This is a genomic window from Pseudomonas sp. BP01 (assembly GCF_022760795.1).
Taxonomy (GTDB): Bacteria; Pseudomonadota; Gammaproteobacteria; order Pseudomonadales; family Pseudomonadaceae; genus Aquipseudomonas; species Aquipseudomonas putida_Q.
The window spans coordinates 1-13,060 of record NZ_JAFBKA010000049.1 but is presented as its reverse complement, the minus strand read 5'-3'; the positions used below and the strand labels follow the sequence as shown (position 1 = coordinate 13,060).

At 63.2% G+C, this 13,060-nt stretch carries 12 protein-coding genes and 1 pseudogene; 5 read left to right on the top strand and 8 right to left on the bottom strand.

What is annotated here, in order from left to right; all coding sequences use genetic code 11:
- Positions 1-19 precede the first annotated feature (19 nt).
- The 3 genes and pseudogenes from JOY50_RS29395 to JOY50_RS27525 form a co-directional block, all read right to left on the bottom strand.
- Positions 20-883, bottom strand: a complete 864-nt coding sequence (locus JOY50_RS29395; protein WP_405046017.1) for a methyl-accepting chemotaxis protein — start codon at positions 881-883, stop codon at positions 20-22.
- Positions 875-1,804: pseudogene (locus JOY50_RS29390) on the bottom strand (methyl-accepting chemotaxis protein); the annotation flags it as partial. The gene JOY50_RS29395 and the pseudogene JOY50_RS29390, both read right to left, overlap by 9 nt.
- 431 nt (positions 1,805-2,235) lie before the next feature.
- Positions 2,236-3,129 carry a neutral zinc metallopeptidase gene (locus JOY50_RS27525; protein ID WP_063422447.1) on the bottom strand — a complete coding sequence of 298 codons (894 nt, stop codon included), beginning with the start codon at positions 3,127-3,129 and terminating at the stop codon, positions 2,236-2,238.
- A 200-nt stretch (positions 3,130-3,329) separates the two neighbouring features.
- On the opposite strand from JOY50_RS27525, the gene pcaH reads away from it, so the two are divergent.
- Positions 3,330-4,049: a protocatechuate 3,4-dioxygenase subunit beta gene (gene pcaH, locus JOY50_RS27520; protein WP_016489110.1), complete on the top strand. Its 720-nt coding sequence runs from the start codon at positions 3,330-3,332 to the stop codon at positions 4,047-4,049.
- A 10-nt stretch (positions 4,050-4,059) separates the two neighbouring features.
- On the top strand, positions 4,060-4,665 hold the full coding sequence (gene pcaG, locus JOY50_RS27515; RefSeq protein WP_003251601.1) for a protocatechuate 3,4-dioxygenase subunit alpha: 606 nt from the start codon (positions 4,060-4,062) through the stop codon (positions 4,663-4,665).
- A 34-nt stretch (positions 4,666-4,699) separates the two neighbouring features.
- Here the strand turns inward: pcaG and JOY50_RS27510 are convergent, their stop codons facing one another.
- From JOY50_RS27510 to JOY50_RS27490, 5 genes are all read right to left on the bottom strand, one after another.
- Complete coding sequence (locus tag JOY50_RS27510) at positions 4,700-5,134, bottom strand: cupin domain-containing protein (RefSeq protein ID WP_243056127.1); 435 nt, start codon at positions 5,132-5,134, stop codon at positions 4,700-4,702.
- A gap of 103 nt (positions 5,135-5,237) precedes the next feature.
- Entirely contained in the window at positions 5,238-6,143 is a 906-nt protein-coding gene (locus JOY50_RS27505; protein WP_243056126.1) for a LysR family transcriptional regulator, read from the bottom strand.
- A gap of 56 nt (positions 6,144-6,199) precedes the next feature.
- Entirely contained in the window at positions 6,200-7,285 is a 1,086-nt protein-coding gene (gene trmA / locus JOY50_RS27500) for a tRNA (uridine(54)-C5)-methyltransferase TrmA (RefSeq protein ID WP_016497920.1), read from the bottom strand.
- Entirely contained in the window at positions 7,282-8,577 is a 1,296-nt protein-coding gene (locus tag JOY50_RS27495) for an NCS2 family permease (protein ID WP_016497921.1), read from the bottom strand. Before JOY50_RS27495 ends, trmA begins: the two co-directional genes overlap by 4 nt.
- 222 nt (positions 8,578-8,799) lie before the next feature.
- Entirely contained in the window at positions 8,800-10,020 is a 1,221-nt protein-coding gene (locus tag JOY50_RS27490; RefSeq protein ID WP_243056125.1) for an MFS transporter, read from the bottom strand.
- A 344-nt stretch (positions 10,021-10,364) separates the two neighbouring features.
- Here JOY50_RS27490 and JOY50_RS27485 point away from each other — a divergent pair, with 344 nt between their 5' ends.
- From JOY50_RS27485 to JOY50_RS27475, 3 genes are read left to right on the top strand one after another with little or no spacing between them, the layout of a single operon-like run.
- Positions 10,365-11,801: a cytochrome ubiquinol oxidase subunit I gene (locus JOY50_RS27485; RefSeq protein WP_019473085.1), complete on the top strand. Its 1,437-nt coding sequence runs from the start codon at positions 10,365-10,367 to the stop codon at positions 11,799-11,801.
- Positions 11,802-11,804: 3 nt separating this feature from the next.
- Positions 11,805-12,812: a cytochrome d ubiquinol oxidase subunit II gene (cydB, locus tag JOY50_RS27480; RefSeq protein ID WP_138737486.1), complete on the top strand. Its 1,008-nt coding sequence runs from the start codon at positions 11,805-11,807 to the stop codon at positions 12,810-12,812.
- A 9-nt stretch (positions 12,813-12,821) separates the two neighbouring features.
- The gene (locus tag JOY50_RS27475) at positions 12,822-12,977 is read left to right on the top strand and encodes a DUF2474 domain-containing protein (protein WP_016489104.1); all 156 of its coding nucleotides are present in this window, start codon (positions 12,822-12,824) and stop codon (positions 12,975-12,977) included.
- Positions 12,978-13,060: the final 83 nt, after the last annotated feature.

The following is a 13,060-nucleotide window of genomic DNA, read 5'->3' as shown; positions in this document are numbered from 1 at the left end:
CGGCCCCAGGTTACCCAGATCAGACTCGGAACTGGCTGACCAGCATCTGCAACTGCCCACCCAACCGCGCCAGCTCAACGCTCGACGCTGCCGTCTCGTCACTGGCCGCCGCCGTCTGCTCGGACACATCACGCACATTCAGGATGCTGCGGCTGATCTCTTCAGCCACTGCACTCTGTTGCTCCGCCGCCGCAGCAATCTGTTGGTTCATCGACTGGATGCTCGACACCGTGCTGGTGATGTTCTCCAGCGAGGCCCCGGCCTTACGTGCCAGTTCGACGCTGCTGTCGGTCAAGGTACGGCTGCCCTGCATGGCGTTCGCCACTTGCTGGGTCCCATCCTGCAGGCTGGCAATCAGCGCTTCGATTTCTTCGGTGGACTTCTGCGTGCGCTGGGCCAGGCCACGCACTTCGTCGGCGACCACGGCAAAACCACGACCGGCCTCGCCGGCACGCGCCGCCTCGATCGCCGCATTGAGCGCCAGCAGGTTGGTCTGTTCGGCCACCGACTTGATCACGTCCATCACGCTGCCGATCTTCTGGCTTTCCTGCTGCAGCAGGTTCATGGCCTCGGTAGAGCGGTGCATGTCCTCGGCCAGGCGTTCGATCTGGCCAATCGCCTCGCCTACCACGCGGTCGCCGGCGCGGGCTTCGTCGTCGGCACCGGTGGCGGCATGCGAGGCCTGCTCGGCATTGCGCGCCACTTCCTGAACGGTGGCGGCCATTTCGTGCATGGCGGTGGCCACCTGGTCGGTCTCGACCTTCTGGCTGTTGGCGCCGGCACTGGTCTGTTCGGTGACTGCCGACAGCTCTTCGGCGGCGCTGGCAATTTGGGTGACGCCATCGCGGATGCCGGTGATCAGCTCGCGCAGGGTGGTGCCCATACGCGCGATGCCTTGCTGCAGCACGCCCAGTTCGTCGCGGCGGGTGATGCGCGCATGCTGGGTGAGGTCGCCGCTGGCGATCTTTTCTACCGCTACCAGGGTTTCACGCAGTGGGCCGGTGATCTGGCGGGTGATCAGTACCGCTGCCAGGATGCCGACCAGCAGCGCCAGCAGGGTAGCGATGGCCTGCAGGGTGCGGGCCTGGGTGCTCTCGATGTCGCGGCGTTCCAGCTGGATCTGGTACAGCGCATCGCTGCGCTTGACGATATCTGCGCCCTGCACCGTCATTTCGGCGCGCGAGGTGGTGATGTTGGCGACCGCGTCGCGGAACTGGCGCACGGCGTCACGGTAGGCCAGTACCGAGCTTTCGAACTGTTGCAGGCGGGCGTCCTCGGCGGGCAGCTGGCGCTTGAGGTTGCCGATATCGGCTAGCGCTGCATCCAGCTGGCGCAGGGCGGCCTGCTCGTTGGCAGCACTGTTGTCGGCAATGTAGCCGCGCACGTCGATGCGCACCTGCAGCAGTTGCTGGCGGGCCTTGCTGATCAGCTGGTACTGGGCCAGGCGCACGCTGTCAGCCTCTGGGCGCGCCATCACTTGCTGGCTGAGGGCGTCCATGGCCTGGTCGGCGCGGGTGGCCGAACCGTCCATCGCAACGCGCGCAGCGCGGGTAGCGTCGTAGCCTTGGCGCATCTTGTTCAGCGACACCTTGTAGGCGCTGATGGTTGCGCCCAGCTCATTGAGCAGCTTGACGTTGTCCGGGCTTGTGAACGTGCTGGCCAGGTAGGCCTGCTGCTTGCTGAAGGCATCCAGCTTGGTCTGGGTGTTGGCGGCGGCGGTATCGTCGCCGTTGGCGATCATGTACTGCAAGCGCGCAATGCGCAGGTCGGTCAGGTCTTTGTTGAGCTGGCCGATGTCACCCATCCAGTTGCTGCGGTCGATCAGGCTGCCCAGGCTGGTCCAGCCGGTCAGGGCCAGCAGGCCGGTGAGGATCAGCACCAGGCCGAAGCCCAGGCCAAGTTTCAGGTTGACGCTGATGTTGGCGAACCAGCTGTTCATGCACGCTCTCCAGAAGTAGTTTTCGCTCTCTTGATCTTCGATCGCAAGGCGTTGTTGTTCTGGGTGCCCGCTGACTCGTGCAGGGGTTATCGGCAATGATCAGGGAAGCTGAAACGCTTTTTCAGCAAAAGCCCGAGATACTGTTAAATGTGTAGGAGCGGCCTTGTGTCGCGAAAGGGCCGCAAAGCGGCCCCGGCAACATCAGCTCTAACGCTGAAATCCTGGGGCTGCGTTGCAGCCCTTTCGCGACACAAGGCCGCTTCTACAATGATCTCGCCAACCTGTTGAATCGGGTGTTAGAGGCTGCGCGCGCTGAAGGTATCGCAGCTGTTCACCTCACCTTGGGCAAACCCGGCCTTGAACCAACGCACCCGCTGCGCCGAGGTGCCATGGGTGAACGAGTCCGGTACCACGCGGCCGCGGCCTTGCTGTTGCAGGCGGTCATCGCCAATGGCGTTGGCCGCGTTCAGCGCTTCCTCGACGTCACCCGGCTCCAGCCAGTTCAGGCGTTTTTGCGCCTGGTAGGCCCACACCCCGGCCAGGCAGTCGGCTTGCAGCTCCTGGCGCACCAGCAGCCCGTTGTCGCCCTCCATGCGCTGGCCGTTGCGGCGTGCGGCATCGACCTTGGCCGAAACGCCCAGCAGGGTCTGCACATGGTGGCCGATTTCGTGGGCAATCACGTAGGCCTGGGCGAAGTCGCCGGCCGCAGCGAAGCGGGTTTCCATTTCACGGAAGAACGACATGTCCAGGTAAACCCGCTGGTCAGCCGGGCAGTAGAACGGCCCCACCGCTGCCGAAGCAAAGCCACAGGCCGAATTGACCTGGCCGCTGAACAGCACCAGCTTGGGGTCGCGGTATTGCTTGCCGGCTTCGGCAAACAGCGCTTTCCAGGTGTCCTCGGTGTCGCCCAGCACCGAGGCGACGAACTCGGCCTGCTGGTCGTTGGCCGGTGGCGCCTTGGCACCCGTGCCACTGGGTGCCGTCTGCTGTTGCTGCTGTTCCATCTGGCCGGTGAGCTGGCCAAGAATCTGCAACGGGTCCTGCCCGGTGAGCCAGCCGATGCCGACGATCAGCAGAATTGCCCCAAGCCCCAGGCCTTTGCCGCCGCCGAAACGCATGCCGCCGCCACCGCCACCTTCACCCCGGGCATCGACCACGTTGTCGCTGCGTCGGCCTTTTCGCCATTCCATGAGTGCTCTCCCGAGCGTGAAACAAGAAGACAAAGATTAGTTCAGGAACTGCACCACTGTCAGGCCAAGGTGTTAATCCATAACCATTTGGTTATGTATGGAGTGGTCGATTTCAATATTAATCGCGCGCGACCTGCCGGAAACTGTAAGTCCGCCTGCCACGCCCAGGCGTTCACATAATTCCAAGAGAGGAAACCGGCATGCCCGCACAGGACAACAGCCGCTTCGTGATCCGTGATCGCAACTGGCACCCCAAAGCCCTTACGCCTGACTACAAAACGTCCATTGCCCGCTCGCCGCGCCAGGCACTGGTCAGCATTCCACAGTCGATCAGCGAAACCACTGGTCCGAACTTCTCCCACCTGGGCTTCGGCGCCCACGACCATGACCTGCTGCTGAACTTCAACAACGGTGGCCTGCCGATCGGCGAGCGCATCATCGTGGCCGGCCGCGTGGTCGACCAGTACGGCAAGCCTGTGCCGAACACCCTGGTGGAGATGTGGCAAGCCAACGCCGGTGGCCGCTATCGGCACAAGAACGACCGTTACCTGGCACCGCTGGACCCGAACTTCGGTGGTGTCGGCCGTTGCCTGACCGACAGCGACGGCTATTACAGCTTCCGCACCATCAAGCCGGGCCCGTACCCATGGCGCAACGGCCCGAACGACTGGCGCCCGGCGCACATCCACTTCGGCATCAGCGGCCCGTCGATTGCCACCAAGCTGATCACCCAGCTGTATTTCGAGGGTGACCCGCTGATCCCGATGTGCCCGATCGTCAAGTCGATCGCCAACCCTGAAGCTGTACAGCAGTTGATCGCCAAGCTCGACATGAGCAACGCCAACCCGATGGACTGCCTGGCCTACCGCTTCGACATCGTGCTGCGCGGCCAGCGCAAGACCCACTTCGAAAACTGCTGAGGAACCCGCCATGCCAATCGAACTGCTGCCGGAAACCCCTTCGCAGACCGCCGGCCCCTACGTGCACATCGGCCTGGCCCTGGAAGCGGCCGGCAACCCGACCCGCGATCAGGAAATCTGGAACCGCCTGGCCAAGCCAGACGCCCCAGGCGAGCACATTCTGCTGCTTGGCCAGGTGTATGACGGTAACGGCCACCTGGTGCGCGACTCGTTCCTTGAAGTGTGGCAGGCCGACGCCAATGGCGAGTACCAGGATGCCTACAACCTGGAAAACGCCTTCAACAGCTTTGGCCGCACCGCTACCACCTTCGATGCCGGTGAGTGGACCCTGCACACGGTCAAGCCGGGTGTGGTGAACAATGCGGCTGGCGTGCCAATGGCGCCGCACATCAACATCAGCCTGTTTGCCCGTGGTATCAACATCCACCTGCACACGCGCCTGTACTTCGATGACGAAGCCCAGGCCAATGCCAAGTGCCCGGTGCTCAACCTGATCGAGCAGCCACAGCGGCGTGAAACCTTGATTGCCAAGCGTTGCGAAGTGGACGGGAAGACGGCGTATCGCTTTGATATCCGTATTCAGGGGGAAGGGGAGACGGTGTTCTTCGACTTCTGATGGGAAGCTGGGGCCGCAAGGCGGCCCCGGGCTATCAGCCGTTGACAGGCTTCAGGTCGAAAGCATCGGCCTGGTACTGGAACAGCAGGCAATCGGCCGCCGCAGTGCACCCGCTTTCATGCACCAGGTCGGCCGGCAGCTTGTAGTAGGACCCGGCTGAAAACTCGGTGCGCTTGCCATCGATTACCGCGTAGAAAGTACCCTTCAGCACCACGGTCGGCAGTGCCTGGCTGTGCTGGTGCAAACCATTGTCGGTCCCTTTGCTGAATTTCACATAGGCCGAGTAAGGCCCCTTGCCGAAAATGTCCCCCTCAACGTTGGCGTAGCTGACTGCGCCGTTGGTGTTGGGCACGTCCTGCCACTTCAATGCTGCGCTCTCGGGTACTGACACGGTTTTTTCTGCTGCGTTGATGCCAACGGCCAGGGTGGCGAGCACCACGCCCGCAATGATTGCCTGGAATGCCTTCATGGTGGTGTTCCTTCGTTGAGTGACAGTGCAACGAAGCCTAACTAAACCGTTCCTGCACAAATACGCCTATCGACGCGCATGACTTGTTCATGTTTTGCACAGATCAGGCCTGCCATCTCGGCTGCGCGTAGTAGGTTTGCGCATAGTCCAGCAACGCCCGCACTTTGGGTGCCAGGTAGCGGCTTTGCGGGTACACCGCATACAGATTGCGTGGTGGCAGTTTCCAGTCCTTTAGTACCGGCACCAGGCGCCCGTCCAGCAAGGCGTCATGCACGATGAAACGATCAAAGCTGGCAATGCCCAGCCCGCCAATGGCAGCAGCGCGCAGGGCCATCGGCGAGTTGGCGCTCAGGCGCCGGGGCATCAGGATGTGGCGCTGTTCACCCTCTGGGTTGGTCAGATGCAGACGCTGTGGGTGAGGCAGATTGCTGTAGCCGAGCAGGGGATGGTCAACCAGTGTGTCGAGGGAATTGGGCGTGCCGTGGCGTTGCAGATAGCGCGGCGCTGCCACCAGCAGCACCTCGCTGTGCGCCAGCAGGCGAGCAACCAGGCTGGAGTCAGGCAGATGATCGGTGATCCGCAGGCAGACATCGATTTCTTCTTCCAGCAGGTCGACGAAACGGTCGCTGCAATGGAGCTCTACCTGCAAATGCGGGTGGCGTTCGACAAAGTCCGGCAACCAGCCCGCCAGTTCAAGCTCGCCAAATGCGGTCGCCACGCCCAGGCGCAGGGTGCCCGTGGGTTGTTGCTGATGCTCGGACAGTTCCAGGGTCATCGCTTGCATCTGTTCCAGAATCTGCACGCAGTGGCGATAGAACAGTGTTCCGGCTTCGGTCAGGTGCAGGCGACGGGTAGTGCGGGTAAGCAGTTGCGTGCCCAGCTGGCGTTCCAGCTGTTTCACCTGGCGTGACAGCACGGTATGAGACTGGCCTGCCAGGCTGGCGGCGGCACTGAAGCTGCCGAGGTCGACGACCCGGCGGAAGGTCTGCATGGCGTTCAGCTGGTCCATCGGCATAACTCTCCTGAAGCGCCCGGTGGGCCATACAGGCCCCACCGGGTGGCAGTTCAACGCCGGACCAGCAACACGCCGCTTTCCATGTGATGGGTGTACGGGAACTGGTCGAACAGCGCGCAGCGTTCGATACGGTGGGTATCTTGCAGCTGGGCGATGTTCTGCGCCAGGGTTTCGGGGTTGCAGGAGATGTACAGAATCCGCTCGAAACGCCGGGTCAGCTCGCAGGTGTCCGGGTCCATGCCGGCCCGTGGTGGGTCGACAAACACCGTGCCGAAGTCGTAGCTCTTCAGGTCGATGCCTTCCAGGCGACGGAACGGCCGCACCTCGTTCAGCGCCTGGGTCAGCTCTTCTGCCGACAAGCGCACCAGCCGCACGTTATCCACAGCGTTCTCGTCGAGGTTGCTCAGCGCGGCATTGACCGAGGTCTTGCTGATTTCGGTCGCTAGCACCTGGCGCACGCGGGTGGCCAGCGGCAGGGTGAAGTTGCCGTTGCCGCAGTACAGCTCCAGCAAATCGTCCTGACGCTCGCCAATGGCCTCGAAGGCCCAGCTCAGCATCTTCTGGTTGACTGCGCCGTTGGGCTGGGTGAACGCGCCTTCCGGCTGGCGATAGCTGAACACACGGCCAGCCACGTCGAGTTTTTCCACCGCGTAGTCGCGGCCGATCACCAGGCGCTTGCCCTTGGAGCGGCCGATCACGCTAACGCCCAGCGCTTCAGCCAGTTGCCGCGCTTCTGCTTCCCAAGCCTCGTCCAGCGGGCGGTGGTAGCACATCGTGATCATCGCATCGCCGGCCAGGGTGGTGAGGAACTCCACCTGGAACAGGCGGTTGCCCAGTTCCTCGCTGGCCTGCCAGGCCGCCTTCAGGCGCGGCATCAGTGCATTGATGCGCTGGCTGGCGATGGGGAAATCCTCGATCAGGATCGCCTTGTGCTTATCGCCCGGGGCAAACATGGCGTAGTGGCGCTGGCCATCCTCGCGCCACAGGCGGAACTCGGCGCGCAGGCGGTAGTGCTCGCGCGGCGAGTCGAAAACAGCCGGTTCCGGCGCGCCGAATGGCGCCAGCAGCTCGCGCAGCCGGGCCACCTTGGCGTCCAGCTGGGTGGCGTAGGAGGAGGGGTCGAAAGCAGCACTCATGCGTTGAACCAGCCCAGCTTGATGACGAACAGGATGGAAAGGATCACCAGGGCCGGGTTCAGGTCGCGGTGGCGGCCGGAGATCAGCTTGACGGCGGTCCAGGAAATGAAGCCGAAGGCGATGCCGTTGGCGATCGAGTAGGTCAGCGGCATGGCCAGGGCGGTCACCACCACCGGTGCGGCTTCGGTGACGTCGTCCCAGTTTATTTCTGCCAGGCCCGAGGCCATCAGCACGGCGACGAACAGCAGCGCCGGCGCGGTGGCGAACGCCGGCACGCTACCGGCCAGGGGGGCGAAGAACAGCGCCAGCAGGAACAGCACGGCAACCACGATGGCAGTCAGGCCGGTGCGGCCACCGGCGCTCACGCCCGCAGCGGACTCGATGTAGCTGGTGGTGGTCGAGGTGCCCAGCAGGGAACCGGCCATGGCGGCGGTGCTGTCGGCGATCAGGGCGCGGCCCATCTTCGGCATGTGGCCGTCCTTGCCCATCAGGCCGGCGCGCTTGGCCACGGCAATCAGGGTGCCGGAGTTGTCGAACAGGTCGACGAACAGGAACGCGAAGATCACGCTGATCAGGCCCACATCGAGGGCACCGGCGATGTCCAGCTGCAGGAACGTAGGTGCCAGCGAAGGTGGCATCGACACGATCCCGCCGAACGGCGTCACGCCCATTGCGATCGATGCGACGGTGACGGCCAGGATGCCGATCAACACCGCGCCACGCACCTTTAGAGACTCAAGGCCGACGATCAGGAAGAAGCCCAGCGTGGCGAGAATCACCGACGGCTGCTTGAGGTCGCCCATGCCCACCAAGGTGGCCGGGTTATCAACGACGATGCCGGCGTTATGCAGGGCGATCAATGCCAGGAACAGACCGATGCCGGCGGCAATAGCCGAACGCAGCGGCAGCGGGATGCTGTTCACGATCCATTCGCGGATGCGGAAGATCGACAACAGGAAGAACATCACCGCCGACAGGAACACCGCGCCCAGCGCCACTTGCCAGGTGTGGCCCATGTGCAGCACCACGGTGTAGGTGAAGAACGCGTTCAGGCCCATGCCCGGCGCCAGGGCGATCGGGTAGTTGGCAATCAGGCCCATGGTCGCAGAGCCGATGGCCGCTGCCAGGCAGGTGGCGACGAAGATCGCGCCCTTGTCCATGCCGGTCTCGCCGAGGATGCTCGGGTTGACGAACAGGATGTAGGCCATGGCCAGGAAGGTGGTGACGCCCGCGAGAATCTCGGTGCGCACGTTGGTGTTGTGTGCTCTTAATTGAAACAGCCTTTCCAGCATGCCCGCTCCCCAAGGCGCCCCCGGCGCCATGAATGTATCGACCCCATCAGCAAAGCACAGACCGTACCGGTTGCCGTGGTTTTGTGTGGGGAGGAAAAAAGCCGCGCATCATACCAGCATGCTTGGCGGGGGCCTATGGCCGTTGGGAATGGCATTGCCTATTGGCTGTACCGGCCTGTGGGAGCGGGCTTGTCCCGCGAAGACGCCGGCACAGGCAACTGATCAACCATTATGCAACCGGTCCCGCTTGGCCAGTGTCGGGAACATTTTTATCCACACCCCCGTCACCACCAGCGTGCCTACCCCGCCCATCACCACCGCCGGCACTGTGCCAAACCAGTGCGCGGTGACGCCCGATTCGAACTCGCCGAGCTGGTTCGAGGCACCAATGAACAACCCGTTCACCGCGCTCACCCGCCCGCGCATTTCATCCGGTGTCTCCAATTGCACGAACGAACTGCGAATGACCATGCTGATCATGTCCGCCGCGCCCAGCACCACCAGCACCGCCAGCGAGAACCAGAACGAGGTCGACAGGCCGAAGGCGATGGTGGCCACGCCGAATACCCCGACTGCTGTGAACATGGTTCGCCCGACGTTGCGTTCGAACGGGAAGCGCGCCAGCCACAGCGACATGCACAATGCCCCCACCGCCGGCGCCGAACGCAGCAGGCCCAGGCCCAGCGGGCCGGTCAGCAGGATGTCCTTGGCGAACACCGGCAGCAGCGCGGTGGCCCCACCCAGCAGTACGGCGAACAGGTCCAGCGAAATGGCCCCGAGAATGTCGGGCCGGCTGCGGATGAAGCGGATGCCAGCCAGCAGCGATTCGATGCTGGCACGCCCGCGCTGCACCACCTGGCCGCGCGCCTGCAGGCTCAGGGTGAGCACGCAGGCGATGGCGTACAGGGCCACGGTAGGGCCATACACCCAGAGGCTGCCAAAGGCATACAGGAAGCCGCCCACCGCCGGCGCCACGATGGTTGCCGACTGGGTGGCCGACGCCGAAGCCGCCACAGCCCGCGGGAACAGCCCGGGCGGCACCACATTGGGCAGCAGCGCCTGGGTTGCCGGCATTTCGAACGAGCGCGTGGCGCCCAGCAGGAAGGCGAGGGCGAAGATCAACTCACGGGAGACGTTGTCGGTGGCGCTGCCCACTGCCAGCGCCAGGGCAATCAGCCCCTGCAGGCTCTGGCACAGGGCGGCGACCTTGCGCCGGTCATAGCGGTCAGCCACATGCCCGGTGTGCAGCATGAACAGCACACGCGGGGCGAACTCGACCAGGCCGACCAGGCCCAGGTCCAGCACATTGCCGGTCAACTGGTAGAGGTGCCAGCCAATGGCCACGGTGAGCATCTGGAAGCCGCTGGCGGTGAATACACGGGCCAGCCAGAAGGCCAGGAAGGGGCGGTGGTGACGCAACAACTGCGGTGCGGAATCGGACATCGGAAACCAGGGGCCTCGGCGCAGTAGAGGGGCGCGCAGCGTATCATCTGTTTGTAACAAGTAGTTACTGTTTGCCCGAATCGGCACTTTTTCACGCTTTATGAAAGAGGGTGGGGCAACGGGTCACGCGGCAAACAACCACACGGCCCGCCGGCCTATTCGGGACTATGCTTCCTAGCATTCGTTGATCTGGGTCAATCGTTCCAGATTCAACGAATTGGCCCTCTGGGCCGGAATCCCTGCGATCGAACAGAACAATTCCAACGCGCCGTACTCGACCAAGTGGGGGCAGTGGGCGACTGGGCCACAAGCCCGGACGCCGGATTATCTGAAGAGGAAGCACCATGTTCGGAATAGAGGCCTTAGAGCTCGCCCGAATGCAGTTTGCCTTTACCGTGTCGTTCCACATCCTGTTCCCGGCCATCACCATTGGCCTGGCCAGCTACCTGGCAGTCCTCGAAGGCCTGTGGCTGCGGACCCACCAGCAGGTCTACCGTGACCTCTATCACTTCTGGTCGAAGATCTTTGCCGTCAACTTCGGCATGGGCGTGGTCTCAGGCCTGGTGATGGCCTACCAGTTTGGTACCAACTGGAGCCGCTTCTCCGAGTTCGCTGGCGCCGTGACCGGGCCGTTACTGACCTACGAGGTGCTGACCGCCTTCTTCCTCGAGGCAGGTTTCCTTGGCGTCATGCTGTTTGGCTGGAACCGTGTGGGCCGCGGCCTGCACTTTTTCTCCACGTGCATGGTGGCACTCGGCACGCTGGTCTCCACGTTCTGGATCCTCGCCTCCAACAGTTGGATGCAAACCCCCCAAGGCCACGAGATCATCGATGGCCGGGTGATACCGGTGGACTGGTTTGCGGTGGTGTTCAACCCATCATTCCCCTACCGGCTGATGCACATGGCCACGGCCGCGTTCGTTTCCACTGCGTTTTTCGTCGGCGCCTCGGCGGCCTGGCACCTGCTGCGCGGGCGTGACAACCCGGCGGTGCGCAAGATGCTGTCGATGGCCATGTGGATGGCGTTGATCGTTGCCCCGGTCCAGGCGGTGATCGGCGACTTCCACGGCCTCAATACGCTCAAGCACCAGCCGGTGAAAATCGCGGCGATCGAAGGGCACTGGGAGAATGTGCCTGGCGAGCCCACCCCGCTGATCCTGTTCGGTATCCCCGACATGAAGGCCGAGACCACGCGCTTCAAGGTCGAGATCCCGGCGCTCGGCAGCCTGATCCTGACCCACAGCCTGGACAAGCAGGTGCCGGCGATGAAGGAATTTCCGCCCGAGGACCGGCCCAACTCGACCATCGTCTTCTGGTCGTTCCGGATCATGGTCGGGCTCGGCTTGCTGATGATCTTCGTTGGCCTGTGGAGCCTCTGGCTGCGCAAGCGCGGCACGCTCTACACCTCGCGCCCGTTCCTGTATATGGCGCTATGGATGGGGCCTTCCGGGCTGATCGCATTGCTGGCGGGCTGGTTCACCACCGAGATCGGTCGCCAACCCTGGGTGGTGTATGGCCTGATGCGCACGGCGGACGGTGTGTCCAACCACAGCTACGCCCAGCTTGGTTTCACGTTGGTTGCCTTCGTGGTGGTGTATTTCGCCCTGTTCGGCGCCGGCCTTGGCTACATGATGCGCCTGGTGCGCAAGGGCCCGCAAACGGGCGAAGGCGACGAGCACACACCGGGCGGCCCTGGCCAGAAACGCACGCCGGCGCGGCCGTTGTCTGCCGCCGATGACGGCCATGAGGCCAAGACTGCCAGCCTGAGCAAGGAGGACTGAGCCATGGGTATCGACCTTCCGCTAATTTGGGCCGTGATCATCATTTTCGGCGTCATGATGTACGTGGTGATGGACGGTTTCGACCTGGGCATCGGCATGCTGTTCCCGTTCGTCAAGGGCGAGCAGGACCGTGATGTGATGATGAATACCGTCGCCCCGGTGTGGGATGGCAACGAAACCTGGCTGGTCCTGGGCGGTGCCGGGCTGTTCGGGGCGTTCCCGATGGCCTATGCCGTGGTGCTCGAAGCCCTGTACCTGCCACTGATCCTGATGCTGATCGGCTTGATCTTCCGTGGCGTGGCCTTCGAGTTCCGCTTCAAGGCCACGGCCGACAAGCGGCATATCTGGGACAAGGCGTTCATCGGGGGCTCACTGGTCGCCACCTTCTTCCAGGGCGTGGCCCTGGGCGCCTTCCTCGAAGGCTTCAAGGTGGTCGACCGCCATTTTGCCGGTGGCACCCTCGACTGGCTCACCCCGTTCAGCCTGTTCTGTGGGGTGGGGTTGATCGTTGCCTACACCCTGTTGGGGTGCACCTGGCTGATCATGAAGACCGAAGGGCCGCTGCAACAGAAGATGCATGACCTGGCCCGGCCTCTGGCGCTGATATTGCTGGTAGTGATCGGTATCGTCAGCCTGTGGACGCCGATCGCTTATCCACAGATCGCCGACCGCTGGTTCAGCATGCCTAACCTGATCTGGTTCATGCCGGTGCCGCTGCTGGTACTGGTGACGTTCTACGGGCTGCTCAAGGCGGTGGCACGCCATGCGCACTACACGCCGTTCCTGCTCACCCTGGTGCTGATCTTCCTCGGCTACAGCGGCCTGGGCATCAGCCTGTGGCCCAACATCATCCCGCCGTCGATTTCGATCTGGGATGCCGCAGCGCCACCGCAAAGCCAGGGCTTCATGCTGGTGGGCACACTGTTCATCCTGCCGTTCATCCTCATGTACACCTTCTGGAGCTACTACGTGTTCCGTGGCAAGGTGACCCATGAAGACGGCTATCACTAGGAGGGCCGCATGATGACCGGCAAACATGGCCTGGAAGAGAAGAAGCCGCTGTGGCAGCGACTGGGTTGGCTGGTGCTGATCTGGGCAATGAGTGTTGCGGCCCTGGGTGTGGCAGCGTGGGTGATGCGGCTGTTCATGGGGGCTGCGGGCCTTACCACCCATTGAGTAAGCCTGCTCTGGCCCTATCGCCGGCAAGCCAGCTCCCACAGGTTAGCTACTGCCCTTGGGCAACGCTGCACCTGTGGGAG